We start from the raw sequence: 22,650 nt of genomic DNA, 5'->3' as shown, positions 1-22,650 counted from the left end.
CGCCAGGCCACGGCCGCGCCTATGGCGCCCAGGCCGACGACGCCCAGTTTCTGGCCGCCGAGCGAGGGGGTGATGCTGCGGGTCTCGGCGGTCCAGCCGCCCGACCGGACCTGGCGGTCGCCCGAGACGATCTGCCGACGCGCGGCCAGGATCAGGCCCAGGGCGTGGTCGGCCACGTCTTCGTGGTTGACGCCCGGCGCATGGGTGACGGGCAGGCCGCGTTGCCGGCACCAGTCGATGTCGATCCCGTCATAGCCCGAGGTGAAACAGGCGATCAGATCGAGGGCGGGGAGGCGTTCGATCAGCCCCTTGTCCAGCGGCGCCTCGCCGGCGACGATCAGGGCGCGGATGTCGTGGGCGGCCTCGATCGGCGGACCTTCCCAGAAGCGGTAGACGTCATAGACGCTCTCGAGGATGGCCGAGAGCGGGGCGAGATGCCGTTGCATGATCAGGACGGCGGGGCGCTGGGTCATGGCCGGACCTCGATCAAATGGAGGCCGTCGAGGAGGCCTTGTTCGATCCTGGCCCATCGAGGTTCAAGCCATTCGATCAGAACACGCCGGGTCGCGTTGCCAAGACGAAGCCAGACGATCTGAGGCCCTAGCCGGCGGTCCGCCGCCCAGATGGCGAAGTCCCGATCCTTGGTGATGATGACGCGCGATTCCGCTCGGGCCAAATCCCAGATGTCCTGGTCACGCGCATGTACCGCCAGAAGCGTGGAAACATGGTCGGCCGCGTGCCCATTAGCTCTCAGCCAATCGGCAAGAGCGATAGGCAGCTGGGCGTCCACGATGAATTTCACGCGGCGATCACGCCAGTGTCGCCGATGCTTGCGGCCGCATAGGCAAGGCTGGCCCGAATGTCGTCAGCTTCCAGGTAGGGAAAGTCCGCGAGGACTTCCTCCGGGCTCGCGCCACCGGCCAGCATGTCCAGAACGTCCTGCACGCGAATTCGCATGCCTCGAATGCACGGACGGCCCCCGCACTGGCTGGGATCAATGGTGATGCGGGACAGAAGATCGTCGCTCATGTCCCGCATCCTATCACAGATCAATCAGCGCCCGAACTTCTGGTGTTGCAGGCGCTTGGGAATGATGCTGTCGGCGCCCAGGCGGCGCATCTTGTCCTGTTCGTAGGCCTCGAAGTTCCCTTCGAACCATTCCACATGGCCGTCGCCTTCAAAGGCGAGGATGTGGGTGGCCAGACGGTCCAGGAACCAGCGGTCGTGGGAGATGACCACGGCGCAGCCGGCGAACTCCTCCAGAGCCTCCTCGAGGTTCTGCAGGGTCTCGATATCCAGGTCGTTGGTCGGTTCGTCGAGCAGGATCAGATTCCCGCCGGCGGCCAGGGTCTTGGCCAGGTGGACGCGGTTGCGCTCGCCGCCGGACAGCTGACCGACCTTCTTCTGCTGGTCGCCGCCCTTGAAGTTGAAGCTGCCGACGTAGGCGCGGGTGTTGATCTCGCGCTTGCCGACCATCATCACGTCGGTGCCGCCGGAGATGGCCTGCCAGATGGTGTCGTCCGGCTTCAGGTCGTCGCGCGACTGGTCGACATAGGCCAGCTTGACCGTCTCGCCGACGCGGATGGTGCCGGCGTCGGGCTGCTCCTGGCCGGTGATCATGCGGAACAGGGTCGACTTGCCGGCGCCGTTGGGGCCGATCACGCCGACGATGCCGTTGGGCGGCAGCTTGAAGGTCAGGTCCTTGAACAGCAGCTTGTCGCCGTAGGACTTCTCCAGCCCCTCGACCTCCAGCACCACATTGCCGAGGCGCGGCCCCGGCGGGATCTGGATGACCGCGTGGGTCTGGGCCTTGGTGGCGTTCTCCTGCTCGGCGACCATCTTCTCGTAGGCGGCCAGACGGGCCTTGGACTTGGCCTGACGGGCCTTGGCGCCCGAGCGGACCCATTCCAGCTCGCGGGTCAGGGCGCGCTGGCGGGCCTCGGATTCAGACTGCTCCTGGACGACGCGCTTCTGCTTGGCCTCCAGCCAGCTGGAGTAGTTGCCCTCGTGCGGGTGGCCCTTGCCGCGGTCCAGCTCCAGCGTCCACTTCGTCACCTGGTCGAGGAAGTAGCGGTCGTGGGTGACCAGGATGACGCAGCCGGGGAAGTTCTCGAGGTGATGCTGCAGCCAGGCGACCGACTCGGCGTCGAGGTGGTTGGTCGGCTCGTCCATCAGCAGCATGTCGGGCTTGCTGAGCAGCAGGCGGGCCAGGGCGACGCGGCGCTTCTCGCCCCCCGACAGATTGGTCACCGACCAGTCGTCCGGCGGGCAGCGCAGGGCGTCCATGGCCATCTCGATGCGGCTGTCGATGTCCCAGACGTCGGCGGCGTCGATCTTCTCCTGGAGCGAGGTCATCTCCTCCATCAGCTCGTCGGAGTAGTTCTCGCCCATCTCGGCGGCGATGGCGTTGAAGCGGTTGACCCACTGCTTCTCCTCGCACCAGGCCTCGACGTTCTCGCGGACGTTCAGGTTGGGATCGAGCTGGGGCTCCTGCTCCAGGTAGCCGCGCTTGACGCCGTCGGCGGCCCGCGCCTCGCCCTGGAACTCGGTGTCGAGCCCGGCCATGATCTTCAGCAGCGTCGACTTGCCCGAGCCGTTGACGCCGACGACGCCGATCTTGGCGTCGTTGTAGAAGCTCAGCCAGATGTTCTCGAAAACCTTCTTGCCGCCGGGAAAGGCCTTGGTCAGGCCCTGCATCTGGAAGATGTACTGCTGCGCCATGCGCGTCGCGCCCTGTCGTCTGGAAATTCGGGGAGGTTGGCGCGGGGTGTAGCGACCGCCGCGCCGGAGGGCAAATGACTACCCCCCGGACACGGCGGATTGAAGGCGGGCTCAGGCGTTGTAGCCGCCGTCGACGAGGATGCCTCCGCCGGTGACGTATCCGGCCTCCGGCCCCGCGAGGAAGGCGACCGCCGCCGCCACCTCCTCGGGACGGCCGTAGCGGGGGATGGCCAGGCTCGGCGTGACCAGCGGGGCGAACGGCCCGTCGGCGGGGTTCATGTCCGTGTCCGTCGGTCCGGGGCGCACCAGGTTGACGGTGATCCCGCGCGGGCCGAGCTCGCGCGCCAGGCCGCGGGTGAAGGACTCCAGCGCCGACTTGGTGGCGGCGTAGACGGTGATGCCGGGGAAGGGGACCCGCTCGCCGACGTTGCTGCCGATGCTGATGATGCGGCCGCCGTCGGGCAGGTGGCGCAGGGCCGCCTGGGTGGTCAGCATGACGCCGCGGACATTGACGTTCAGCAGGGCCTCAAGGTCCTCCGGCGGCAGGTCGGCGAAGTCGCCCATGCGGGCGATGCCGGCGTTGTTGACGAGGATGTCGACGCCGCCGAGCGCGGCCACGGCGCCGTCGATGGCGTCGGTCGCGCCGGCCGGGCTGCCGGCGTCGGCCCGGATGGCCGCGGCCCGGCGGCCGCTGGCGCGAACCTCGGCGGCGAGGGCTTCGGCCGCCTCGGCGGATTTCTCGTAGGTCAGGGCCACGTCTGCGCCGTCGGCGGCCAGTCGCCGCACGATGGCGGCGCCGATGCCGCGCGCGCCGCCGGTGACGAGGGCGCGCTTGCCGGAGAGGGGGAGGGAGGTGGACGTCATCTGTGGAGCTCCAATATGTAACGAGCGTTACAGAAGCGCAGATGTGACGCTTGCCCGAGCTGTTCAAGGGGTTATGTAACGATCTCCCGGAAATGGAGTCCGCAAGCCGCCGATGGCCGGCCGTCCCCGCAGCTTCGATCGCCAGCAGGCGCTGACCCGCGCCATGGAGGTGTTCTGGGCCCGAGGCTACGCCGACGCCTCGATGGCCGAGCTGACCGCCGCCATGGGGATCAACGCCCCGAGCCTGTACGCCGCCTTCGGCAGCAAGGAGCAGCTGTTCCGGGAGGCGGTGGAGCTGTACCGGCGCACCGAGGGCGAAACGGAGTGGCGCCGCCTCGAGGATCACACGCCGGTCCGGGAGACGATCGAAGCCCTGCTGCTGGCGACCGCCGAGGCCGCAGCCTGTCCGGACAAGCCCAGGGGTTGCCTGATCGTCCTGTCGGGCGCGCATCCGGACGGGCTGCCGGAGCGGGTGTGCGCGGAGCTGGGGGACATCCGGGCGCAGACCATGGCCCGGCTGGAGGCGCGGCTCCGGCGCGCCCGGGACGCCGGCGAGATCGGTCCGGCGGCGGATCCGGCCGCCATCGCCGCCTTCTACGCCACCGTCCACCAGGGCATGAGCTTCCGCGCCCGGGACGGGGCGACGCCGGAGGAGCTGCGCGGCACGGCCCGGGCTGCGATGCTGGCGTGGGACAACCTCGTCGGGGCGGCCCCGGCGGGCCGCGCCTAGCCGGCGGCTTCCTTCCGCCCGCCGGCGGCAGGCCCTTCACCGGACGGGAGGCGCGCCCAGGCCGCGTCCCACGGGGCGGGGCCGGGCCCGGGCAGGTAGCGTCCGCCGAGGTAGGCGACGGCCAGCCACAGCGAGGTCCACAGGCTCCAGATGATCACCGCGAGGGGGATGTCGGCCCGCGCCGCGCTCGCCGCGTCGACCTGTCCGATCAGCCCGACCCCCGCCGCCGCCAGGGCCGCCGCATAGACCACCACGCGCGACCATGGGCGGCAGGCGAGAAGGGCGGCGGACCCGACGACCAGCAGGACGCCGGTGAGAAGCCACGGAAACTCGGGCACCCACAGGCCGATGGCCATGTGGAAGCCGCTGTAGAGCAGGAGGATCACGCCGGTGGCGCGGGCGACGAGCATGGCGGGCGGCCGGAACGGAAAGGGTCGGCCGCGACAGTAGGGGGTCAGCCTTTGCGGACCGTTAGCGGCGAATATTTTCCCGCCGACGCGGCCGCGGGGAACGGCGTCGGGCGCCGGACATTGCAGGCCCATGGACAGAGACGCTGCGAACAATCCCGTCGGCCCGCTCAATCCGGTGGGCCGCGACGGCCAGGTGGAGATCCGCGACCCGCCCGACATCGTCATGCACATGTCGGCCGAGGAGGCGGACATTTCGGGAATCCGGCTGCTCGACGCCGCGGCCGCGGCGCGGCGGCGCCGTGACGGGCGCCGGCCGCCGGAGGACTGACGGCTCAGGCGTAGTTGAAGCTGATCGAGATGCGCTCGCTGCGGGCGGCGTTGGCCGGCACCTCGTGGCGCAGCCAGCTCTCCCACATCAGGATCGTGCCGGCCTGCGGGGCCAGGTAGACGAACGGCCGCTCGGCCTCCGGGGCGTCCGCCCGCACGCCCGGGCGGGCCATCATCATCGGCAGGCGCGGATCCTCCAGCTTCAGCGCCGAGGCGCCGTCCGGGACCTCGACGTAGATCGTCCCGGACAGGAAGGCGTGGGGATGGATGTGGCCGGTGTGGCCCCCGCCGGGCTTGAGGACATTGACCCACAGATTGTCCAGCCGCGGCTTGCGGGCCAGTTCGAAATTCAGCGCCCGGGCATAGGCTTGCGCGTGCCTGTCGAGGTGGCGCTTGAGCTCGGCGAACTCCGGCAGGCGCTGCGGCAGGTCGGTCAGGGAGCCGTAGGAGGTGTAGCCGCGGTAGCCGTGCTCGCGGCACCAGGCCTTCCCGGCCCGATCCTCCACCGCCAGCATGCGGCAGGCGTCGGCCAGCGCCGCATTGAACCCCTCGAACCTCGGCGAACCGGCGAGGGTGGCTTCATAGACCTGGGTGACGAACAGCGGGCGCAGGGACATGGGGGAGGGGAATAGCGCGGGAAGTGACGCGTGAGGAGTGTCAGGGAGCGGTTGGCGCCGGGACGGCCGCTGCCCGTACTCACGACTCACTCTTCACCAGCACTCTTCACCACCCCAGCCCCGCCTCGCCGCGCAGCACGGCCTCCGCCGCCGGCGAATGCTTCCCGCCGCCGCGGTCGTGCAGCACCAGCGCCGGCAGCAGGCGCAAGGGGGCGCGGCCGGTCTTCACCGCGCGCACCAGCACCCGCTTGGCCGGCTCGTCGGCGAAGGCGTGCACCGGCCGCACGGAGAACGACCCCGCCGTCGCGCTCAGCCCGGCCAGCAGATCGGCCAGCCGGTCGGCGCGGTGGATGACGGTGATCGTCCCGCCCTCGCGCACCGCCTTGAGCAGGAAGCGGGTCCAGGCCGCCAGTCCGTCGTCGGCCATCCACGCCCCGCGCTTGCCCTCGGCCGGCGCCCGCAGCGCTCCCGGATCGTCGAAGAAGGGCGGATTGCTGACCGCATGGTCGAACGGCGGCAGCTCCAGCGCCCGGAACCCCGCCGCCACGTCGCCCTCGAGGATCTGCGCCTCGGCCCCGTTCAGCGCCGCGTTCTCCCGCGCCAGCGCCGCCATGGACGGGTCGCGCTCCAGCCCGGTCAGCCGCACGCCCGGCCGCCGCGCCGCGATCTGCATCAGCACCGCCCCGGCCCCGCTGCCGGCCTCGACCACCCGCTCGCCCGGCCTCGCCTCCACCGCCGCCGCCAGCAGGGCGGCGTCCATGCCGGCGCGATAGCCCTTCGCCGGCTGGCGCAGCCGCACCCGGCCGCCCAGCAGGGCGTTCTCCACGACTTCCCCTTCGGCTGCGACGGACACGCGGCTTGACCCCTTCCTGCCCCGTCACCATTGTGCGCCGCGGCGTCGCCGGGCAAGGCGGCGTCCGGATTTTCCGGCGCGATCCTCCTCCCGCGCCGCCCCGCCATGAGTGGTTCCTTGGACGCTGTCACCGTCGCCGACATCCGACGCAAGGGAGACGTGGAGCCGCTCGTTCGCCTCGCCCGCCCGGACATGGCCAGCGTCGACGCCCTGATCGTCGAGCGGATGCAGTCCGAGGTGCCGGTCATTCCGCTGCTGGCCGACCACCTGGTCGCCGCCGGCGGCAAGCGGCTGCGCCCGCTGCTGACCATCGCCGCCGCCCGCGCCGCCGGGGCGCAGGGCCCCATCGACGCCCCCGTCCGCCTCGCCGCCGCCGTCGAGTTCATCCACACCGCCACCCTGCTGCACGACGACGTGGTCGACAGCTCCGACCTGCGCCGCGGCAAGGTGGCCGCCCACCTGATCTGGGGCGCCCCGTCCAGCGTGCTGGTCGGCGACTTCCTGTTCGCCCGCGCCTTCGAGCTGATGGTCGAGACCGGCCGCATGCGCGCGCTCGGCATCCTCGCCACCGCCTCCAGCGTCATCTCCGAGGGCGAGGTGCTGCAGCTGACCCGCGCCCACGACCTCAACCTCGACCAGGCCACCTATCTGAAGATCATCTCGGCCAAGACCGCCGAGCTGTTCGCCGCCGCCGCCGAGGCCGGGGCGGTGGGGGCCGACGCCGACGACGCCACGGTCGCCGCCCTGCGCGCCTACGGCCTCAACCTCGGCCTCGCCTTCCAGCTGGCCGACGACGCCCTCGACTACGGCGGCCAGTCCGAGGTGCTGGGCAAGAACGCCGGCGACGACTTCCGCGAGGGCAAGGTGACCCTGCCGCTGCTGCTGGCCGCCGCCCGCACCCGCGGCCGCGAGGACGCCTTCTGGGACCGCACCATCAACCAGGGCCGCCGCGCCGAGGACGACTTCCGCCGCGCCCGCGAGCTGATCCTCGGCTCCGGCTCGGTCGGCGCCACCCTCGACCTCGCCTGGGACTACGCCGACCTCGCCCGCGACGCCCTCTCGGGCCTGCCGCAGGGCGACTGGCGCGACGCGCTGGAGCGGCTGGCGGATTTCGCGGTCAGCCGGGTGGCGTGAGCATGCCGGCGCTCCTGCTCGCGTTTCTCGTTTTGCAGGAGCCCCGCTTCACCATGGCCGCCGAGCCCGGGGCGCGGATGCGGGCCGAGCTGTTCGAGGTGGAGGGCGGCGTCGGCTCGCCGCAGGCTCGCTCCCTCGTGCCCACGGCTCTGACCGAGGCGTCCATGAACCTCGACGACGGGACGCCGCTCACGGTCCTCACTGGCGCCAGCGCCGGCCGTCCCGTGCTTCTGATCGGCCGGGCCGATGTAAGAGCAGGCGGCCACAAGGTCTGCCGCCTGACCGAGACCGGCGGCGCGACCAACAACCTTGAGCGCGCCTGGCGCTGGTGCGCCAGCTTCCTCGGCGAGCCGCCTGTGACGGTGAACCTGCCGGCGCCGCCGCCGCCGCGCTGACCGCCGCCCCGCGGCTCACGCCCTGCGCCCCATCACAACCCGTTGCCGCCCCCGCGGCGGGGCTGTTTCCCGGCCGCACGGCTGTGCTAAAGCCCTCGCAACCGGTCGGGGTGAGTCTTCGTTGAAGGCTTGCGCCGCCGTCGCCGTCGTCATACGGCAGGACTGAGACAACCGCCGGCACAACGGCATCAGAAGGCAGACAGAACATGTCCGACACCCTGGAACGCGTCCGCAAGATCGTGATCGACCACCTGGACGCCGATCCGGACAAGGTCACCGAAAAGGCCAGCTTCATCGACGACCTCGGCGCCGACTCGCTCGACAACGTCGAACTGGTCATGGCCTTCGAGGAAGAGTTCGACATCGAGATCCCCGACGACGCCGCCGAGCACATCCAGACGGTCGGCGACGCCGTGAAGTTCATCGACGAGAAGCTGGCGGGCTAAGCCCCCGGCCGACCTGTCGGACGGCTATGAAGGAGCCGCCGTGGCGCGAGGGCGCTGCGGCGGCTTTTTTGCCTGCGCATCTCTCCGGTCCGCCGCGCGGCCTCACGGGTGAATTCGCCGTCATGACAAAAGCTTAAGCGTGATCCGCGGGTCGGGTGTGCGACGGAGGGCAGGCCGGTTCGATGGTCGGACCGGCCGCTTTCGGAAGCCTCTCATGAAGTCCCTCGCCTGCGCCGTCGCCCTTCTGGCCCTTCCCGCCGCCGCCGTCGCCCAGACGCCGCCGCGCGACGTGTCCATTCCGTCCGGCGGCGACGCCCTGGCGGCGCGGGTTCTCGACGGGGCGGGCGAGGGCGCGCGCCCGGTGATCGTGCTGTTCAACGGCTTCCCGGCGGGCCCGAACATCCCGCGCGTCGCCACCGAGCTCCAGGCCGCCGGCTATTCCGTCGTCCTGCCGCAGTACCGGGGCACCGGCGCCTCGGGCGGAACCATCAGCGTCGCCGCCTCGCGCGAGGACGGGGCGGCGGTGGTGGCCTGGCTGAAGGGGCAGGGTCTGGCCGGCGCCGACCCGGACCGCATCGGCCTGCTCGGCGTCAGCTACGGCGGCTGGGTCGCGCTCCAGACCGCGGCGGGCGACCCCGGCGTGCGCTGCGTGGCCGCCCTCGTGCCGGCCGACATGGGGGTCATCGCGGCGCGCTGGTCCACCGACGCCGAATACCGCTCGGCGTGGAAGACCGATCTCGACAGCTTCGCCGTCGACCCCTCGGCCGCCCGCTTTGGACCGGCGGGAGTCGACGGCTTCATGGCCGCGGCCGTGGACGCGGCCGACGCCCACCGCCTGACCCGGCGCGCCGCCGAACTGGCCGACCGCCCGGTCTTCGTCGCCGGCGGCCGCCGCGACCCCGCCGCGCCGTTCGCCGACCACTACGTTCCGCTGGTCGAGGCCCTGCGCGCCGCCAACGCCCCCTTCGCCGCCCTCGAGTTCGACGGCGGCCACAACCCCTCCGAGGCCTCGGCCGCGGCGCGGAGCTTCATCGAACGCAGCTGCTTCGGCGGGTGAGGGGCGAGGCCTTTGAGGAAGAGTTCGACATCGGGATCCCCGACGACGCCGCCGAGTCCGTCCAGACGGTCGGCGACGCCGTGAAGTTCATCGACGAGAAGCTGGCGGGCCAAGCCCCCGGCCGACCTGTCGGACGGCTATGAAAGAGCCGCCGTGGCGCGAGGGCGCTGCGGCGGCTTTTTTGCGCTCTCGGCCCGACAGCACGCCGCAAATGAGGTGGCAGCAAAATCGTCGGAGCCTGTTCGGCAATGTTCAACCGAATGGACTTCAGAGCGGCCGCGAGCTATCAATGTTCTACATTTGTTCCTCGATGCTCGAGGCCTGCATTGCGCACCCCGGCCAACCCTTACTACGGTGATGGATCGGAGCATCCGGGGCACCGGCGGGATTCAAGGCTTATGAGCAACGTCAACATCAGGCGCGCCGTGGACAACATCCGCGCCGGCAGTACGTCGATCTACACGCCGGTTATTGAGCTCATTGTAAACGGAATCCAAGCCATCGCGGCGGCGGGGGGCGCTACACTGGGTGAGATTAGGGTTACCGTCCTTCGCGGGGGCGATGAGGATCTGATCGAGCACACCCGGGGTGTCGAAGGCTTCTCAGTGACCGACACCGGGATCGGATTCGATGCCGCCAATCGTGAGGCCTTCGACACGTTTTTCACCGACAACAAGGCCTCAGAGGGCGGAAAGGGCTTCGGCCGTTTCACCTGCCTGAAATATTTCACGGATGTACGGATCGAGAGTGTGTTCCGAGAGGGAGATGACTTCCGTCTCAGGACCTTCGCGATGGGCTTCGAGAAGGACATCATAGTAGGCGAGACGCTCGCACCCGTGGCGACCGGCCCGACTGGATCCACCGTCACCTTAACCGGAATCCGATCTGGCAAGTTTCCCGACAAGGGCCTGGACATTATCGCCCGCATCCTTGTCGAAAAGCTGCTGCCTTACCTAGTGGACGATAAGACTCCCTGCCCGCGAATCGTCGTGCGCGACGCTGACACTGAGGCCCAGGTCGTCCTCAGCGACTACCTCAAGACCGCGGACCGCCAGATAGAGGAGTTGTCGGTCGTCGCGCCCGAATTCACAGCTGTAGGCACGGCGGGCGTCGAGACGTTTCGCGTCCGCGTATTCAAGTTCTTCTCGCCCCGTTCGCAGAAGAGCAAAATCGCCTTGGTTGCCCATCGCCGTGAGGTAACCGACACGACCATACAGGCCTTCATTCCGGAGTTTGCCGAGGATTTCTATGACCCGGCTCCCGACGCCGGTCGCGGCCGGAACTTCATTATCAAGGCCTACGTCTATGGCGACTATCTCGACAGGAACGTCTCTCTTGAGCGCGGTACCTTCGAGTTCGGACGTGACGCCGATCTCTTCCTTGGCATCAGCCAAGCGCAGATCGAGGAGCGGGCGGCGGAGGTCGCTCGGGAGACGGTTGGTGGGGAGATCGCGACGCGTCGTGAGCGCAAGACCCAGCGGGTTCGAGCCTACGTCACGGAGGAGGCTCCTTGGCACACCACTCTGGTCAATGATGCCGACTTGTCAGGCCTTTCTATGAACCCCTCAGCACAGGAGATAGAGCTTCATCTCCAGAAGGAGAAGTTTCATCGAGACGTTAAAGTGCGGAGAGACGTTGCGCAGGTTCTCGCCGACCCTGATACCGCAAATCTCGGTGATAGAGTTGCCCGGCTGGTCGATAGCCTGTCGCAGTCCAGCAAGAATGATCTCATTCACTACGTCTCAACGCGGAAATGCGTCCTCGAGCTGTTCCGCAAGTCGCTTGAACTGAATGATGCTGGTAAGCACCAAGCAGAAGGCGACGTCCACGACATAATCATCCCGCGGCGTCGCGATTCCGACGACCTAGAATATGATCAGCACAACCTGTGGATCTTGGATGAGCGACTAAATTTCACGAGCTATCTGTCCTCCGATAAGCCGGTTAATGGGGCGGGGTCTGATCGCGCTGACTTGGCTGTGTACAACCGAAAGATCGCTTATCGAGGTGACAACGAAGCCAGTAATCCCATCATTATTTTTGAGTTTAAACGGCCGGGTCGGGACGATTTCGTTGGTCCTTCGGCCGAGGACCCGGTCCAGCAGATTGTCCGCTACGTGAATGGGTTCCGAGACCAAAAATTCAACACGCCGGCGGGCCGCAAGATCAATGTCTCAGAGAGCACCACATTCTACGGTTATATAGTGTGCGATCTCACGCCAAAGGTCGAACGCTGGCTTGAACGCGAAAAGAACTTCACTCGTATGCCGGACGGTCTGGGTTGGTTCATGTGGTTTGGCAACATCAACCTCTATATCGAGGTGATAAGCTGGGACAAGTTGCTCAAAGATGCCGAGATGCGAAACAAGATTTTCTTTCACAAGCTTGGCATGTGATTAGCTTTAACAGATCGATCTGGTCTCGCTCTTTGATCCACAGCTTGGCACCGGCCGTCCTGTTCGCCGTGCGCGAAAATCTTGCGGGGTAAGCAGCAGTTCGTCCTTGTAGATGCAAAGAATATCTTCGATTTCGTGAGTGCAAAGGTGCCGGACGCCCGCAGGTACTTCGTGGCGCAGAATGCCCCATGCACTCTCTCTTTTTAGGCGTCCGCCAGCGAGGCGACGGGCACCGACACGGGCGCCAGCGTGGAGGTAGATAAGATGAGCAGACTCGAGCCTAAGTCGATAGCGCAGGCGCTCCGCCACGTCATAGACGGCGAGTTCGCCTAGACCATAAATCGGTCTGTAGGCGCTCTGTACGAGCTTCCAAAGTTCGTAGAAGTCCGGTGCATTTTTTAGCTTGTCGCTAATCGCGTGCAAAGCAGCAGTCCCGGCTTCCAGGGCCGATGTCGACAGCCGGCGCTGGTGCGGGTGGCGTTTTCCAAACAGATCGGCGCGACCAACGCGCTCGATCACGACGCTGAAGGGAAGTCCTTCAGCTAGCCACCAGTCGACTTCCGCTGCCCGAACCGCGTCGGTCGCCTCATATTCCCTAACGATTAGTTCGATAGTTTCAGGGTAGACTATGGGGCGCATAGACCCGGTCCTCCAGATTGTAGGCAGGGGCGATGTTCGTGCATTGTTCCAAAGGGCGCAAGGTCGTCTGAGCGGGACGACATCGGTATTCGCGCTGGGCCGGCTTCGACATCTGGCGAACCGCTATGGTTCTCTTCTCCGTCGAGTAGTGCCCCCGCCTAGCCCTCCGCCCCCCGCTTCCCTATTCTCCCCGGCGGATTCACCGCAAAGGATCGCCGCATGCGTCGCGTCGTCGTCACCGGCCTTGGACTGCTGACCCCCCTCGGCTGGGGCGTGGAGCATAGCTGGAAGGGGATCGTGGAGGGGCGGTCGGGGATCGGGCCGATCACGGCGTTCGACACCGAGGGCTACGCCTGCACCATCGCCGGGGAGATTCCCCAGGTCGACGGCCGCGGCGGCGGGACGCCCGAGACGCCGGGCGTGTTCGACCCCGAGAAGGTGATGTCGGCCAAGGACCGCAAGCGGGTCGACGACTTCATCGTCTACGCCATCGCCGCCGCCGACGAGGCCCTGGCCGACGCCGGCTGGAAGCCCGAGACCGACGAGGAGAAGGAGCGCACCGGGGTCATGGTCGGCTCCGGCATCGGCGGCCTGGGCCCCATCGCCGCCACGGCGCTGGAGCTGCAGGAGAAGGGCCCGCGCCGGGTCAGCCCCTTCTTCATCCCCTCGGCCCTGATCAACCTGGCCTCGGGCCAGATCTCGATCCGCCACGGGCTCAAGGGGCCGAACCATTCGGTCGTCACCGCCTGCGCCACCGGCGCCCACGCCATCGGCGACGCGGCCCGGATGATCGCCCTGGGCGACGCCGAGGTGATGGTGGCGGGCGGGGCCGAGAGCTCGATCGTGCCCATCGGCATCGCGGGCTTCCTCGCCTGCCGCGCCCTGTGCACCGACTTCAACGACACGCCGGAGAAGGCCAGCCGGCCCTATGACAAGGACCACGCCGGCTTCGTCATGGGCGAGGGCGCCGGGATCATGGTGCTGGAGGAGTACGAGCACGCCAAAGCCCGAGGCGCGAAGATCTACGCCGAGGTGATCGGCTACGGCATGTCGGGGGATGCGTACCACATCACCGCCCCGTCCGAGGACGGGGAGGGCGGCTACCGCGCCATGCAGATGGCCGTCAAACGGGCCGGCATCGACGTCTCGGACATCGACTACGTCAACGCCCACGGCACCTCGACCATGGCCGACTGGATCGAGGCCAGGGCGGTCGAACGGCTGATGGGGGATCACGCGAAGAATGTGGCGCTGTCGTCGACCAAGTCGATGATCGGCCACCTGCTCGGCGCCGCCGGGGCGGTGGAGGCGATCTTCTGCGTGCTGGCCATCCGCGACCAGCTGGCCCCGCCGACCATCAACCTCGACAACCCCGAGCACGAGACGGCGCTGCGCATGATCTCGGGCAAGGCCGAGCCGATGGCCATCGACGTGGCCATGTCCAACTCCTTCGGCTTTGGCGGCACCAACGCCAGCGTCATCTTCCGCAAGGTGGACTGAATGTTCGGTCGCCGGGGGGCGAGCGCGCCGGGCGGACGCAAGGCGGCGATCCTCGCCGCCACCGCCACCTTCAGCCTGTTCCTGATCGCCGCCCTGGTGGCGGCGTGGAGCGTCTTCTACGCCCCGGGCCCGGCGGCCCGCGAGGGGGAGACGACCATCGTCACCCTGCCCAGCGGGGCCGGGGTCAACGCCATCGCCGCCCAGCTGCGCGCCGCCGGGGTGATCCGCTCGACCGACATGTTCAAGGCGGCCGTGACCCTGACCGGGGCCGACCGCAAGCTGCGGGCCGGCGAGTACGAGGTGCCGTCGCGCGCCTCGCTGCGCTCGGTCATCGTCCTGCTGGTCGAGGGCCGGGTGGTGCGCCACTTCGTGACCCTGCCGGAGGGCTGGTCCTCGGCCCAGGCCGTCGACATCCTGATGGCCGAGCCGATCCTGACCGGCGAGATCGCCGAGGTTCCCGAGGAGGGGACCCTGTGGCCCGAGACCTATGAGATCACCCGCGGCGAGAGCCGCGAGTCGGTGCTGCAGCGCATGCAGGTGGCGCACGAGCGCAACCTCGCCCGCCTGTGGGCCCAGCGCGGCCCCAACAGCATCGTCACCTCGCCCGAGGAGGCGGTGATCCTCGCCTCCATCGTCGAGAAGGAGACCGGCGTGGCGTCCGAGCGGCCGCGCGTCGCCGCCGTCTTCACCAACCGGCTGCGCATGGGCATGCGGCTGGAGAGCGACCCGACCATCGTCTACGGCATCACCCGGGGGCGGCCGCTGGGCCGCGGCATCCGCCGCTCCGAGCTGGAGCGCCCGACCGAGTGGAACACCTACCAGATCGATGGCCTGCCGCCGACGCCGATCGCCAACCCCGGCGAGGCGGCCATCGCCGCCGTGCTCAACCCGCCGCGCAGCGACGAGCTGTTCTTCGTCGCCGACGGCACGGGCGGCCACGTCTTCGCCCGCACCTATGAGGAGCACCTCGCCAACGTGGCCCGCTGGCGCGAGATCGAGCGGCGCAAGGCCGGCCTGCCGCCCGGCGCGCCGGCGCCCGCCGCGCCGGGAACCGTCCCCGGCGCGCCCAACGCCAGTCCGGACGCCGCCGCCGCCCCGCCGGCGGTGAACGTCCCGCCCGGCGCCAAGGTCATCACCGTCCCGCAACAGGCTCCGGCGCAATGACGCAGCCCCTCTCCGGCATGACCGGCTTCGGCCGCGCCGACGGCGCCGCGGGCGACTGGAGCTGGTCGGTCGAGGCCCGCTCCGTCAACGGCCGCGGCCTCGAGGTCCGCTTCCGCGGCCCGCCCGGCTTCGACGATCTGGAGCGGCGGGCCAAGGCGGCGGCGCAGGCGCGTCTCAGCCGCGGCCAGGTCACGGTCGGGGTGCAGGCGAAGCGCGCCGAGTCCGCCGCCGCCATCCGGGTCAACGAGGCCGTGCTGGCCCGCTACGCCGACCTCGCCCGCCGTCTGGCCGGGGAGGGGGCCGCGCCGGCCACCGCCGACGGCCTGCTGGCCCTGCGCGGCGTGCTGGAGACTCCCGAGGACGCCGACGACGCCGAGGCCCGCGCGGCGGTGGAGGCCGCCATGGCCGCGTCCATCGAGGCGGCGCTCGACGCCCTCGCCGAGTCCCGCCGCCGCGAGGGGGCCCAGCTCCGGCCGGTGATCGAGGCCTTCGTCGCCCAGATCGAGGGGCTGGTCGTCCGCGCCGAGGGCGAGGCCGCCGCCCAGGTCGAGGTCATCCGCGAGCGCTTCGCCCGTCGCATGGCCGAGCTGGCGCCCGACGTCCCGGGGCTGGACGAACGCGTGTTTCTCGAGGGTTCCGTGCTGGGTATCAAGGCCGACGTCCGCGAGGAGCTGGACCGGCTGACCGCCCACCTCGCCTCCGCCCGGGCGCTGTTGCAGCAACCCCCCGCCGGGCGGAAACTCGACTTCCTGATGCAGGAATTCATGAGGGAGGCGAACACCCTCTGCTCGAAATCGGCTACCACCGCGCTCACCGGAATCGGCCTCGACCTCAAGGCCGTGATCGAGCAGCTGCGGGAACAGGTCCAGAATGTCGAATGAACGCACGCCGCGCCGCGGCGTCCTCCTGATCGTCGCCAGCCCGTCGGGCGCCGGAAAGACCAGCCTTTGCAGGCGGTTGATGGCCGACCATGGCGCGCTGGAGCTGTCCATCTCGATGACCACCCGCCCGATCCGCCCGGGCGAGGTCGCCGACCGCGACTACCACTTCGTCACCCACGAGGAGTTCCAGCGCCTGATCGACGAGGACGCCTTCCTCGAATGGGCCGACGTGCACGGCAATCGCTACGGCAGCCCCCGCGCGCCCATCGACCGGGCCCTCGCCGAGGGCCGCGACGTGCTGTTCGACATCGACTGGCAGGGCGCCCGCGACATCGCCGCGAAATGCCCCGAGGACGCCGTCCGGATCTTCATCCTGCCGCCCAGCCTCGAGGAGCTCCGCCGCCGCCTGGTGACCCGCTCGCAGGACCACGAGGACGTCATCGAGCGCCGCATCCAGAACGCCAAGGGCGAGATCGAGCACTGCGACGAGTTCGACTACGTCTTCGTCAACGACGACTTCGACCGCTCCTACGCCGAGCTGGCCCACATCTACCACGCCGAACGCTCGAAGCGCCGGCGCAACCTCTGGGTGGCGCACTACCGCGACGCCCTGCTCAACGAGGTGGTCTGAGGGGGCTTGAACTCCGGCGCTCGCCGCCCATCTCCAACGTCCTGTTCCAACAGCGAAAGGAGGTGGTCGAATGTCTCATTGTTCCCAGCCGCACGCGGCCCGGTCGACGGACGCGACCTCCCCTCTGGCGGGGGTTTGCGCCTGAACCGAAGCCCTCACCGGCTGAACAATGCGGGGCCGCTTCCTTCCGGAAGCGGCCCTTTCTTGTGGCGGAGACCTCAGTAGGACAGCCGCGCGCCGACGAAGAGCGAGCGACCCTCGCCCGGATAGAACACCGAGGTGGAGGCGGTGCGCGCGTCGGTGACGGCCGCGAACTCGCCGATGTACCTTTCGTCGGTCAGGTTGCGGGCGTCGGCGAACAGGGTGACCCCGTTCTGCAGGGACCAGCCGGCGTTGAGCCCCAGCACGGTGTGGCCCGGCGCCTTCAGGGTGTTGGCGTAGTCCACCCACGGATCGCTGATGCGCCATTCCACCGACGGCGTCAGGAAGACGTCCGCCCGCCGCCAGGTGAGTTCGGCGCGCCAGGCGTGCTCGGGAACCACCGGGAGCCGGTTGTCGCCCCAGCGGGGATCCTTGACGAAGCGGAAGTCGCTCCACGCCCAGGTCTGACGCAGCAGCAGCGAGCCGCCGACGACCTCCACCGGCAGGCGCCAGTCGACGCCCGCCTCCAGCCCCTGGTGGACGGTATCCCCGGCGTTGAAGGTGGCGGCGGGAATGTCCGGTCCGACGATGAAGTTCAGGATTTCGCCGTCGATCTCGCTCCGCCACAGGGTCAGGTCCCAGGAGAGGCGGCCGCGGCGGCCGCGGGTCCCGGCCTCGGCGGTCCAGGCCTTCTGCGCCCGCACCGGGGCGAAGCCGGTCAGCGGAGCCTGCACCAGCGCGCCGTAGGTCGGCGGCTCCACGGAGCGGGTCAGGTTGGCGAAGACCTGGGCGCCGTCCTGCGCCTCCCACAGCAGGCCCACGCGGGGCGAGAACCAGTCGTAGGCGATCGAGTCGTTGTTGGCCGGGGTGCGGCGGTCCTGGTAGTCGCGGGTGGCGCGGCCCCAGGAGCCGCCGCCGACGACGGCGAGCCGGTCGGTCACGAACAGCCGTCCTTCCGCGAAGACGTCGAGGGCGGTCGCCTGCTGCCGACCGTCGGCGGTCAGGGCGCCCCGATATCCCCCCACGTTCACGTAGCGCCGCGCGTCCAGATCGCCGTCGCGCCAGCTGAAACCGTAGAAGGCGTCGGCGCGCAGGCCGCCGAGGGCGCCGGTCCAGTCCAGCCGGCCGAACGCCCCGCGGGTCTCGCTCTCCTGGTCCACCACCTGGAAGATCGGGTGGTACAGGGACTTGCTCCACCCCCAGACAGCCCCCTCGAACAGGGTGCTCCCGTCGAAGCGCCACCGGGTCTGGAGCGTCATCCGCTTCAGGGTCTGGTCGCGGGCGTTGTCGTTCGCGATGTTGGACGGCGGCGCCATCCGCGGCGTGTCCAGCGCCTGCTGCAGGGTCAGGGCGCCCGGGACGGACTGCTGGATGTCAGCGGCCTGGGCGAGCAACCGGACCTCGCGATCCTCTCCGAACGACCGGCCGATGCTCAGTGTCAGCCGGCCCTGGGACTGGTCGCTCTGCTGGCGCCAGCCGTCGGACTGGAGGCCGCTGGCGGCGAGGAAGACGTCCCAGTCGCCGGCGACGCGGGCCAGTTCCGCGTGCGCGCGCACGGTTCCGAATGAGCCGCCTTCCAGCTGGAGGACGTTCTCCGCCAGGGCGGTGCGCCCCGTCGGCGTGACGAGATTGATCGCCCCGCCCAGCTGGGCCCCGCCGAAGCGGAGGGTGTTCGAGCCCTTCCAGACCTCGACATAGCGGGCGCTGAGCGGGTCGACGCCCTGGAAGTCGGAGAAGCCGTCGGCGTCGGCGAAGGGCACGCCGTCCTGGGCGAACAGAACGCCGCGCTGGTGGAAGCCCTGGGCGATGCCGGAGCCGCGGATGGAGAGGCGGCTTTCCTCGCCGTAGCGCTTCTGGGCCAGAACCCCCGGCACGTTGCGGAGGGTGTCGGAGAAGCCTTGGGCGAAGCGGTTGCGGTAGCTCTCGGCGGAGACGACCGCGACGGCGCCCGGCGTGCGGCTGAGGCGGTCGCGGGCGTCGGCCACGACCCGGGGATCCTCCTCGTTGCGGCGACCGGTGACGATGACCGTTTCGAGCAGCGAGGGGTCGTCCGCCGGCGCGCTGGCGGCGGTCTGGGCGAAGGCGGGTGCGGCGCAGGCGGCCGCGAGCAGCAGCGCGCACGGCGCCGCGGAGGTGCGAAGTTTCATGATGATGTCCTGGGATCGAAAAAGGGAGCGCCTTGCGGCGGTTCGAACTCAGGCGAAGGGCGGAGCTGTCGACGGCGGTCGGGGCGCCGCCCGCGGCGGCGGCGGCGCCGGCGTCCGGACGGGCGGCCAGGCCGTCCGGAAGGACACGCGCAGCAGGACCTGCGCCGCCGCGGGGGGCGCCGGAGGCAGACCGTTGACGCTCGGCAGCAGACAGGCGGCGCAGACGGCGCCGAACTGATGGTGCGCCGGCGGCTGCCCCGGATCAGGCGATGCGGCGCCGTGGTGTTCGACGGCGGCGGTCTGGTGGTTCTGGAGCCAGGGGGCGGCGGCGCGGGCCGCGTAGGGCACGAGGGCCCCGAGCAGGATCGCGAGGATCGCCGCCACGAGGGCCGGCGACCGCAGCCTGCGTCCGTGGCCGGTTCCCCGCGTCATGGGCGTGTTCTAGCGCGCGGCGCCGGTCCCGCATACGGCTCCGCCGCGTGCGTCGTCGTGTTCGACGTCCGACAAGGCGCCTCAGGCCAGGGCTGCGGCCAGCCGAAGAAAACCCGCAAGATCAACCGTCTCGGCCCGGGCCTCGGGATCGATGCCGGCCGCCTCGCAAAACGCCGCCCCGCCGAGCGGCTTCAGGCTCGAACGCAGCATCTTGCGGCGCTGGCCAAAGGCCGCGGCGGTGACCCGCTCGAGCCGCTTGAGCGTCGCGGGATCGGGGCGATCGAGCCTCGGGACCAGGTGAACCACGGCCGAGGCCACCTTCGGCGGGGGCGTGAAGGCGGCGGCCGGGAGATGCAGCACGATGCGCGCGTCCGCCACCGCCTGGCTGATCACCGCCAGTCGGCCGTAGGCGTCTTCGCCGGGGCGGGCCACCACCCGTTCGGCGACTTCCTTCTGGAACATCAGGGTCAGGGCGTGCGGCGTCCACGGCCCGGTCAGCCACTTGATCAGCAGGGCGGTGCCGACGTTGTACGGCAGGTTGGAGACGAGGTGCGCCGGCCCCTCGACCAGCTCGGCCTCCCGCACCTTCAGCGCGTCGGCCTCGATGATCGCCAGCCGGCCCGAACCGTCGTCCAGTTCGGCCAGCAGCGGGATGAAGCGCGGATCCTTCTCGACCAGCACGACCCGGCCCGCGTCGCTCTCGAGCAGGGCCCGGGTGAGGCCGCCCGGGCCGGGGCCGACCTCCAGGACGGCCCGCCCTTCGAACGGTCCGGCCAGGCGGACGATCTTCCGCGTCACGTTGAGGTCCAGCAGGAAATGCTGTCCGAAGCTCTTCTTCGCGGACAGGCCGTGGGCGTCGAGGGATTCGCGGAGGGAGGGGAGCTCGCTCATGACAGCGCAGGGGGCTGGCGCCGGGTGAAAGCGGCCCGTTGCGCCGCCATCTCCCCGGCCAGCCGGACGGCGGCGATCAGGCTGTCCGGGCGGGCCAGACCCTTGCCCGCGATGTCGAACCCCGTGCCGTGGTCCGGCGAGGTGCGGATCACCGGCAGCCCGAGGGTGACGTTCACGCCCCCCCAGAAGTCCAGCGTCTTGACCGGGATCAGGGCCTGATCGTGATACAGGCAGACGGCGGCGTCATAGCCCCGCCGCGCGTCGTCATGGAACAGGGTGTCGGCGGGCAGGGGGTCGGTGATCGAGATCCCCTCCGCGCGCAGGGCGGCGGCCGCGGGACGCAGCACCTCGATCTCCTCGCGCCCCATGGCCCCGTCCTCGCCCGCGTGCGGGTTCAGGCCGGCGAGGGCGAGGCGGGGCGAGGCGAGGCCGAAGTCGCGCCTCAAGGCCTCGTGGACCACGCGGGCGACGCGTTTGACCCGCTCGGCCGTCACCAGTCCGGGGACGGCCGAGAGGGGCTCGTGAATGGTGACGAGGGCGACGCGCAGGTCGCGGGCAGTCAGCATCATCACCGGCCCGCGCGCGCCGGCGAAGGGAAGGTCGGCGGTCAGCTCCGCGAGGAACTCGGTGTGTCCCGGGAAGCCAAAGCCGGCCGCGTACAGGGGAGCCTTGGCGATGGGGGCGGTGACGACGCCGGAGGCGCCGCCGCCGACGGCGAGGGCGACCGCCTCCTCGATCCAGTCCGCGACCGCGCCGGCGTTGGCGGGATCGGGCGAGCCGGGCGTCGCCGGCGCGGGCAGGGGACGGTCGAGCACCGGCACGGCGCGGGGAAAGGCCGCCGGAGCCCCGGAAGGGTCCAGCACCACCTCGACCGGCGCGCCGCGGCTCCGCAGCAGGGCCGCGTCGCCGACCACCACGAAGGCCGGCCCGGTCCCTTTCAGGACGTCCCAGGCGCCGGCGACGATCTCCGGCCCGACGCCCGCCGGTTCGCCCAGGCTGAGGGCCAGCGGCGCCGCGGGACCCGGCATCACTTCATCTCGATGAGAGCGTCCTCGCGCAGGTCGCGCATGTAACGGCGGCCGAGCGTGGCGAGGTTCTGGGCGAACAGCTGGCCCTCGACCTGGCGGCGGTCAGGGGCTTCGACTCCGCCCGCCCGGCGGCCGCAGACGGCCAGCAGGTGCAGGCCCAGCGGCGTGCGCACCGGGGTGCTGACCGACCCGACCTCGGCCGAACGCGCGACCTGCTGGAACTGGGGAGCCAGGTTCTGGACGTCGGCCTCGCCGAGGTCGGCGCCGAGCAGGCCCTGTTCGGAGCTGGCGCGGGTCAGGATGTTGTCGCAGGTCAGCTGCGGGCGGAGCGCCTCGAGCCGGCTGGTCGCCGCGGCGACCGCGGCTTCGCCGGCGTCCTCCGGCAGTTCGATCATCACCTGCTTGATCTGCACCAGGCTGACGGAGCTGCCGTCGCGCTTGTCGCGCATGTAGATGATGTAGACCCCGCCCTCGACCGGGATCGGACGGGAGAGCTGCCCGACTTCCAGCTGGTCGAGCGCCCGCTGCAGGGCGGGTTGAACCGTGCCTTCGACGATCCACCCGGCGTCGCCGCCGCGGGCGGCGGAGGGGGCGGCCGAGAATTGCTGCGCCACGTTCTGGAACGGAGCGCCCTGGACCATCTGGGCCACCAGCTGGTTGGCGCCGTTCAGCGCCGCCTGCTGGCCGCCGACACGGCTGGCCTCGATGTAGATCTCGCCGACCAGATACTGCTTCTTGGACGCGGCCTCGCCGATCTGCCGCAGGGCGGCGTCGACGGCGGCCGGGCTCGGCCGGGCGCGGCTCTGGAAGCGGCCTCGCACCAGCTGCGACCAGCCGATCTGGGTGCGGATCTGCTCGCGGAACGTCTGCGGCCGGATGCCGCCCTGGGCGAGGAAGTCGAGATAGGCCTGGGGAGTCGCGCCGACCTCCTGGGCCATGGCGGCGATCTCCTGATCGACCTCCTGGTCACTGATCCGGAGCCCATCCTCGGCGTATTTCGCCAGTTCCTGGTTCTGCAGTCGCTCGTCGATCAGCGCGTTCAGCGCCTGCTGCTGGATCGCCGGCAGGTTCTCCGGCGTCGGCTGCACCTGGGTCATGGCGATCAGCAGGAGCATCCGCTGCCGCAGGTCGAAGCCGGTGATCACGCTGTCGTTCACCGAGGCGAGGATGCCGTCGGCCATCTGGAATTCCGGTGCGGGCGCGGCGTCAGCGGGGCGCACCGGGGCTCCAGCCGGGTTCAACGTTC

The 22,650-nt window shown here is 69.9% G+C and carries 25 protein-coding genes and 1 pseudogene; 12 read left to right on the top strand and 14 right to left on the bottom strand.

What is annotated here, in order from left to right:
- The 5 genes from H2038_RS09000 to H2038_RS08980 all read right to left on the bottom strand — a co-directional run.
- Nucleotides 1-473 (bottom strand): NAD(P)-dependent oxidoreductase (locus H2038_RS09000; RefSeq protein ID WP_292111894.1); only part of this gene is annotated, 473 nt, incomplete at its 3' end.
- Nucleotides 470-802 (bottom strand): DUF5615 family PIN-like protein, encoded by a 333-nt coding sequence (locus tag H2038_RS08995; RefSeq protein ID WP_201462847.1) that lies wholly within the window; start codon nucleotides 800-802, stop codon nucleotides 470-472. The genes H2038_RS09000 and H2038_RS08995, both read right to left, overlap by 4 nt.
- Entirely contained in the window at nucleotides 799-1,029 is a 231-nt protein-coding gene (locus H2038_RS08990) for a DUF433 domain-containing protein (protein ID WP_054766146.1), read from the bottom strand. The genes H2038_RS08995 and H2038_RS08990 overlap by 4 nt, the downstream gene beginning before the upstream one ends.
- Nucleotides 1,030-1,053: 24 nt before the next feature.
- Entirely contained in the window at nucleotides 1,054-2,721 is a 1,668-nt protein-coding gene (gene ettA, locus H2038_RS08985) for an energy-dependent translational throttle protein EttA (protein ID WP_292111885.1), read from the bottom strand.
- Nucleotides 2,722-2,832: 111 nt separating this feature from the next.
- Nucleotides 2,833-3,585 carry an SDR family oxidoreductase gene (locus H2038_RS08980; protein WP_292111882.1) on the bottom strand — a complete coding sequence of 251 codons (753 nt, stop codon included), beginning with the start codon at nucleotides 3,583-3,585 and terminating at the stop codon, nucleotides 2,833-2,835.
- Nucleotides 3,586-3,697: 112 nt separating this feature from the next.
- Between H2038_RS08980 and H2038_RS08975 the strand changes: the two genes are divergently transcribed.
- Complete coding sequence (locus H2038_RS08975; RefSeq protein WP_292111880.1) at nucleotides 3,698-4,315, top strand: TetR/AcrR family transcriptional regulator; 618 nt, start codon at nucleotides 3,698-3,700, stop codon at nucleotides 4,313-4,315.
- Here H2038_RS08975 and H2038_RS08970 read toward each other — a convergent pair.
- Complete coding sequence (locus tag H2038_RS08970) at nucleotides 4,312-4,725, bottom strand: hypothetical protein (RefSeq protein WP_292111878.1); 414 nt, start codon at nucleotides 4,723-4,725, stop codon at nucleotides 4,312-4,314. The two genes, H2038_RS08975 and H2038_RS08970, sit on opposite strands and share 4 nt — an antisense overlap.
- A 130-nt stretch (nucleotides 4,726-4,855) precedes the next feature.
- Here H2038_RS08970 and H2038_RS08965 point away from each other — a divergent pair, with 130 nt between their 5' ends.
- Complete coding sequence (locus H2038_RS08965; RefSeq protein ID WP_292111875.1) at nucleotides 4,856-5,053, top strand: hypothetical protein; 198 nt, start codon at nucleotides 4,856-4,858, stop codon at nucleotides 5,051-5,053.
- A 4-nt stretch (nucleotides 5,054-5,057) separates the two neighbouring features.
- Here H2038_RS08965 and H2038_RS08960 read toward each other — a convergent pair whose 3' ends face one another.
- Together H2038_RS08960 and H2038_RS08955 are read right to left on the bottom strand one after the other, a co-directional pair.
- Nucleotides 5,058-5,669, bottom strand: coding sequence for a TIGR02466 family protein (locus H2038_RS08960; protein WP_292111872.1), 612 nt, complete (start codon nucleotides 5,667-5,669; stop codon nucleotides 5,058-5,060).
- 106 nt (nucleotides 5,670-5,775) lie between these two features.
- Complete coding sequence (locus tag H2038_RS08955; RefSeq protein WP_292111869.1) at nucleotides 5,776-6,522, bottom strand: methyltransferase; 747 nt, start codon at nucleotides 6,520-6,522, stop codon at nucleotides 5,776-5,778.
- Nucleotides 6,523-6,681: 159 nt separating this feature from the next.
- Between H2038_RS08955 and H2038_RS08950 the strand changes: the two genes are divergently transcribed.
- The 6 genes and pseudogenes from H2038_RS08950 (at nucleotide 6,682) to H2038_RS08925 (ending at nucleotide 11,950) form a co-directional block, all read left to right on the top strand.
- Nucleotides 6,682-7,656: a polyprenyl synthetase family protein gene (locus H2038_RS08950; RefSeq protein WP_292111902.1), complete on the top strand. Its 975-nt coding sequence runs from the start codon at nucleotides 6,682-6,684 to the stop codon at nucleotides 7,654-7,656.
- Between the two features lie 2 nt (nucleotides 7,657-7,658).
- Nucleotides 7,659-8,051, top strand: coding sequence for a hypothetical protein (locus tag H2038_RS08945; RefSeq protein WP_292111866.1), 393 nt, complete (start codon nucleotides 7,659-7,661; stop codon nucleotides 8,049-8,051).
- A 206-nt stretch (nucleotides 8,052-8,257) separates the two neighbouring features.
- Entirely contained in the window at nucleotides 8,258-8,497 is a 240-nt protein-coding gene (locus tag H2038_RS08940; RefSeq protein ID WP_092312098.1) for an acyl carrier protein, read from the top strand.
- Between the two features lie 214 nt (nucleotides 8,498-8,711).
- Nucleotides 8,712-9,554 (top strand): alpha/beta fold hydrolase, encoded by an 843-nt coding sequence (locus tag H2038_RS08935; protein ID WP_292111864.1) that lies wholly within the window; start codon nucleotides 8,712-8,714, stop codon nucleotides 9,552-9,554.
- Between the two features lie 8 nt (nucleotides 9,555-9,562).
- Nucleotides 9,563-9,697, top strand: a pseudogene (locus tag H2038_RS08930) (hypothetical protein); the annotation flags it as partial.
- 255 nt (nucleotides 9,698-9,952) lie between these two features.
- On the top strand, nucleotides 9,953-11,950 hold the full coding sequence (locus tag H2038_RS08925; protein ID WP_292111861.1) for an ATP-binding protein: 1,998 nt from the start codon (nucleotides 9,953-9,955) through the stop codon (nucleotides 11,948-11,950).
- A 6-nt stretch (nucleotides 11,951-11,956) separates the two neighbouring features.
- On the opposite strand, the gene H2038_RS08920 is transcribed toward H2038_RS08925, so the two are convergent.
- Nucleotides 11,957-12,589, bottom strand: a complete 633-nt coding sequence (locus H2038_RS08920; RefSeq protein ID WP_292111858.1) for a hypothetical protein — start codon at nucleotides 12,587-12,589, stop codon at nucleotides 11,957-11,959.
- A gap of 219 nt (nucleotides 12,590-12,808) precedes the next feature.
- Here H2038_RS08920 and fabF point away from each other — a divergent pair, with 219 nt between their 5' ends.
- From fabF to gmk, 4 genes are read left to right on the top strand one after another with little or no spacing between them, the layout of a single operon-like run.
- Complete coding sequence (gene fabF, locus H2038_RS08915) at nucleotides 12,809-14,089, top strand: beta-ketoacyl-ACP synthase II (RefSeq protein ID WP_292111855.1); 1,281 nt, start codon at nucleotides 12,809-12,811, stop codon at nucleotides 14,087-14,089.
- Nucleotides 14,090-15,253 carry an endolytic transglycosylase MltG gene (mltG, locus tag H2038_RS08910; protein WP_292111853.1) on the top strand — a complete coding sequence of 388 codons (1,164 nt, stop codon included), beginning with the start codon at nucleotides 14,090-14,092 and terminating at the stop codon, nucleotides 15,251-15,253.
- Complete coding sequence (locus tag H2038_RS08905; protein WP_292111849.1) at nucleotides 15,250-16,134, top strand: YicC/YloC family endoribonuclease; 885 nt, start codon at nucleotides 15,250-15,252, stop codon at nucleotides 16,132-16,134. The genes mltG and H2038_RS08905 overlap by 4 nt, the downstream gene beginning before the upstream one ends.
- Nucleotides 16,124-16,765: a guanylate kinase gene (gene gmk / locus H2038_RS08900; RefSeq protein ID WP_292111846.1), complete on the top strand. Its 642-nt coding sequence runs from the start codon at nucleotides 16,124-16,126 to the stop codon at nucleotides 16,763-16,765. The genes H2038_RS08905 and gmk overlap by 11 nt, the downstream gene beginning before the upstream one ends.
- Nucleotides 16,766-16,983: 218 nt before the next feature.
- On the opposite strand, the gene H2038_RS08895 is transcribed toward gmk, so the two are convergent.
- From H2038_RS08895 to H2038_RS08875, 5 genes are all read right to left on the bottom strand, one after another.
- Entirely contained in the window at nucleotides 16,984-19,053 is a 2,070-nt protein-coding gene (locus H2038_RS08895) for a TonB-dependent receptor (RefSeq protein WP_292111843.1), read from the bottom strand.
- A 48-nt stretch (nucleotides 19,054-19,101) separates the two neighbouring features.
- Entirely contained in the window at nucleotides 19,102-19,485 is a 384-nt protein-coding gene (locus H2038_RS08890) for a DUF2946 family protein (protein ID WP_292111841.1), read from the bottom strand.
- A gap of 81 nt (nucleotides 19,486-19,566) precedes the next feature.
- Entirely contained in the window at nucleotides 19,567-20,376 is an 810-nt protein-coding gene (gene rsmA, locus H2038_RS08885) for a 16S rRNA (adenine(1518)-N(6)/adenine(1519)-N(6))-dimethyltransferase RsmA (protein ID WP_292111839.1), read from the bottom strand.
- On the bottom strand, nucleotides 20,373-21,404 hold the full coding sequence (gene pdxA / locus H2038_RS08880; RefSeq protein WP_292111836.1) for a 4-hydroxythreonine-4-phosphate dehydrogenase PdxA: 1,032 nt from the start codon (nucleotides 21,402-21,404) through the stop codon (nucleotides 20,373-20,375). The genes rsmA and pdxA overlap by 4 nt, the downstream gene beginning before the upstream one ends.
- Nucleotides 21,404-22,585: a peptidylprolyl isomerase gene (locus H2038_RS08875; protein WP_292111834.1), complete on the bottom strand. Its 1,182-nt coding sequence runs from the start codon at nucleotides 22,583-22,585 to the stop codon at nucleotides 21,404-21,406. Before H2038_RS08875 ends, pdxA begins: the two co-directional genes overlap by 1 nt.
- Nucleotides 22,586-22,650: the final 65 nt, after the last annotated feature.

The organism is Brevundimonas sp. (assembly GCF_013912005.1).
GTDB lineage: Bacteria > Pseudomonadota > Alphaproteobacteria > Caulobacterales > Caulobacteraceae > Brevundimonas.
This window is presented reverse-complemented; position numbering and strand designations above follow the sequence as displayed.

Bases quoted from the DNA above. Each gene is read 5' to 3' on its own strand.
- H2038_RS08990 (WP_054766146.1), bottom strand. From the start codon at position 1,029: ATGAGCGACGATCTTCTGTCCCGCATCACCATTGATCCCAGCCAGTGC.
- rsmA (WP_292111839.1), bottom strand. From the start codon at position 20,376: ATGAGCGAGCTCCCCTCCCTCCGCGAATCCCTCGACGCCCACGGCCTG.
- H2038_RS08925 (WP_292111861.1), top strand. From the start codon at position 9,953: ATGAGCAACGTCAACATCAGGCGCGCCGTGGACAACATCCGCGCCGGC.
- H2038_RS08945 (WP_292111866.1), top strand. From the start codon at position 7,659: ATGCCGGCGCTCCTGCTCGCGTTTCTCGTTTTGCAGGAGCCCCGCTTC.
- H2038_RS08890 (WP_292111841.1), bottom strand. From the start codon at position 19,485: ATGACGCGGGGAACCGGCCACGGACGCAGGCTGCGGTCGCCGGCCCTC.
- H2038_RS08895 (WP_292111843.1), bottom strand. From the start codon at position 19,053: ATGAAACTTCGCACCTCCGCGGCGCCGTGCGCGCTGCTGCTCGCGGCC.
- H2038_RS08875 (WP_292111834.1), bottom strand. From the start codon at position 22,585: ATGGCCGACGGCATCCTCGCCTCGGTGAACGACAGCGTGATCACCGGC.
- H2038_RS08975 (WP_292111880.1), top strand. From the start codon at position 3,698: ATGGCCGGCCGTCCCCGCAGCTTCGATCGCCAGCAGGCGCTGACCCGC.
- fabF (WP_292111855.1), top strand. From the start codon at position 12,809: ATGCGTCGCGTCGTCGTCACCGGCCTTGGACTGCTGACCCCCCTCGGC.
- pdxA (WP_292111836.1), bottom strand. From the start codon at position 21,404: ATGCCGGGTCCCGCGGCGCCGCTGGCCCTCAGCCTGGGCGAACCGGCG.
- mltG (WP_292111853.1), top strand. From the start codon at position 14,090: ATGTTCGGTCGCCGGGGGGCGAGCGCGCCGGGCGGACGCAAGGCGGCG.
- H2038_RS08905 (WP_292111849.1), top strand. From the start codon at position 15,250: ATGACGCAGCCCCTCTCCGGCATGACCGGCTTCGGCCGCGCCGACGGC.
- H2038_RS08935 (WP_292111864.1), top strand. From the start codon at position 8,712: ATGAAGTCCCTCGCCTGCGCCGTCGCCCTTCTGGCCCTTCCCGCCGCC.
- H2038_RS08940 (WP_092312098.1), top strand. From the start codon at position 8,258: ATGTCCGACACCCTGGAACGCGTCCGCAAGATCGTGATCGACCACCTG.
- ettA (WP_292111885.1), bottom strand. From the start codon at position 2,721: ATGGCGCAGCAGTACATCTTCCAGATGCAGGGCCTGACCAAGGCCTTT.
- gmk (WP_292111846.1), top strand. From the start codon at position 16,124: ATGTCGAATGAACGCACGCCGCGCCGCGGCGTCCTCCTGATCGTCGCC.
- H2038_RS08980 (WP_292111882.1), bottom strand. From the start codon at position 3,585: ATGACGTCCACCTCCCTCCCCCTCTCCGGCAAGCGCGCCCTCGTCACC.
- H2038_RS08965 (WP_292111875.1), top strand. From the start codon at position 4,856: ATGGACAGAGACGCTGCGAACAATCCCGTCGGCCCGCTCAATCCGGTG.
- H2038_RS08920 (WP_292111858.1), bottom strand. From the start codon at position 12,589: ATGCGCCCCATAGTCTACCCTGAAACTATCGAACTAATCGTTAGGGAA.
- H2038_RS08960 (WP_292111872.1), bottom strand. From the start codon at position 5,669: ATGTCCCTGCGCCCGCTGTTCGTCACCCAGGTCTATGAAGCCACCCTC.
- H2038_RS08970 (WP_292111878.1), bottom strand. From the start codon at position 4,725: ATGCTCGTCGCCCGCGCCACCGGCGTGATCCTCCTGCTCTACAGCGGC.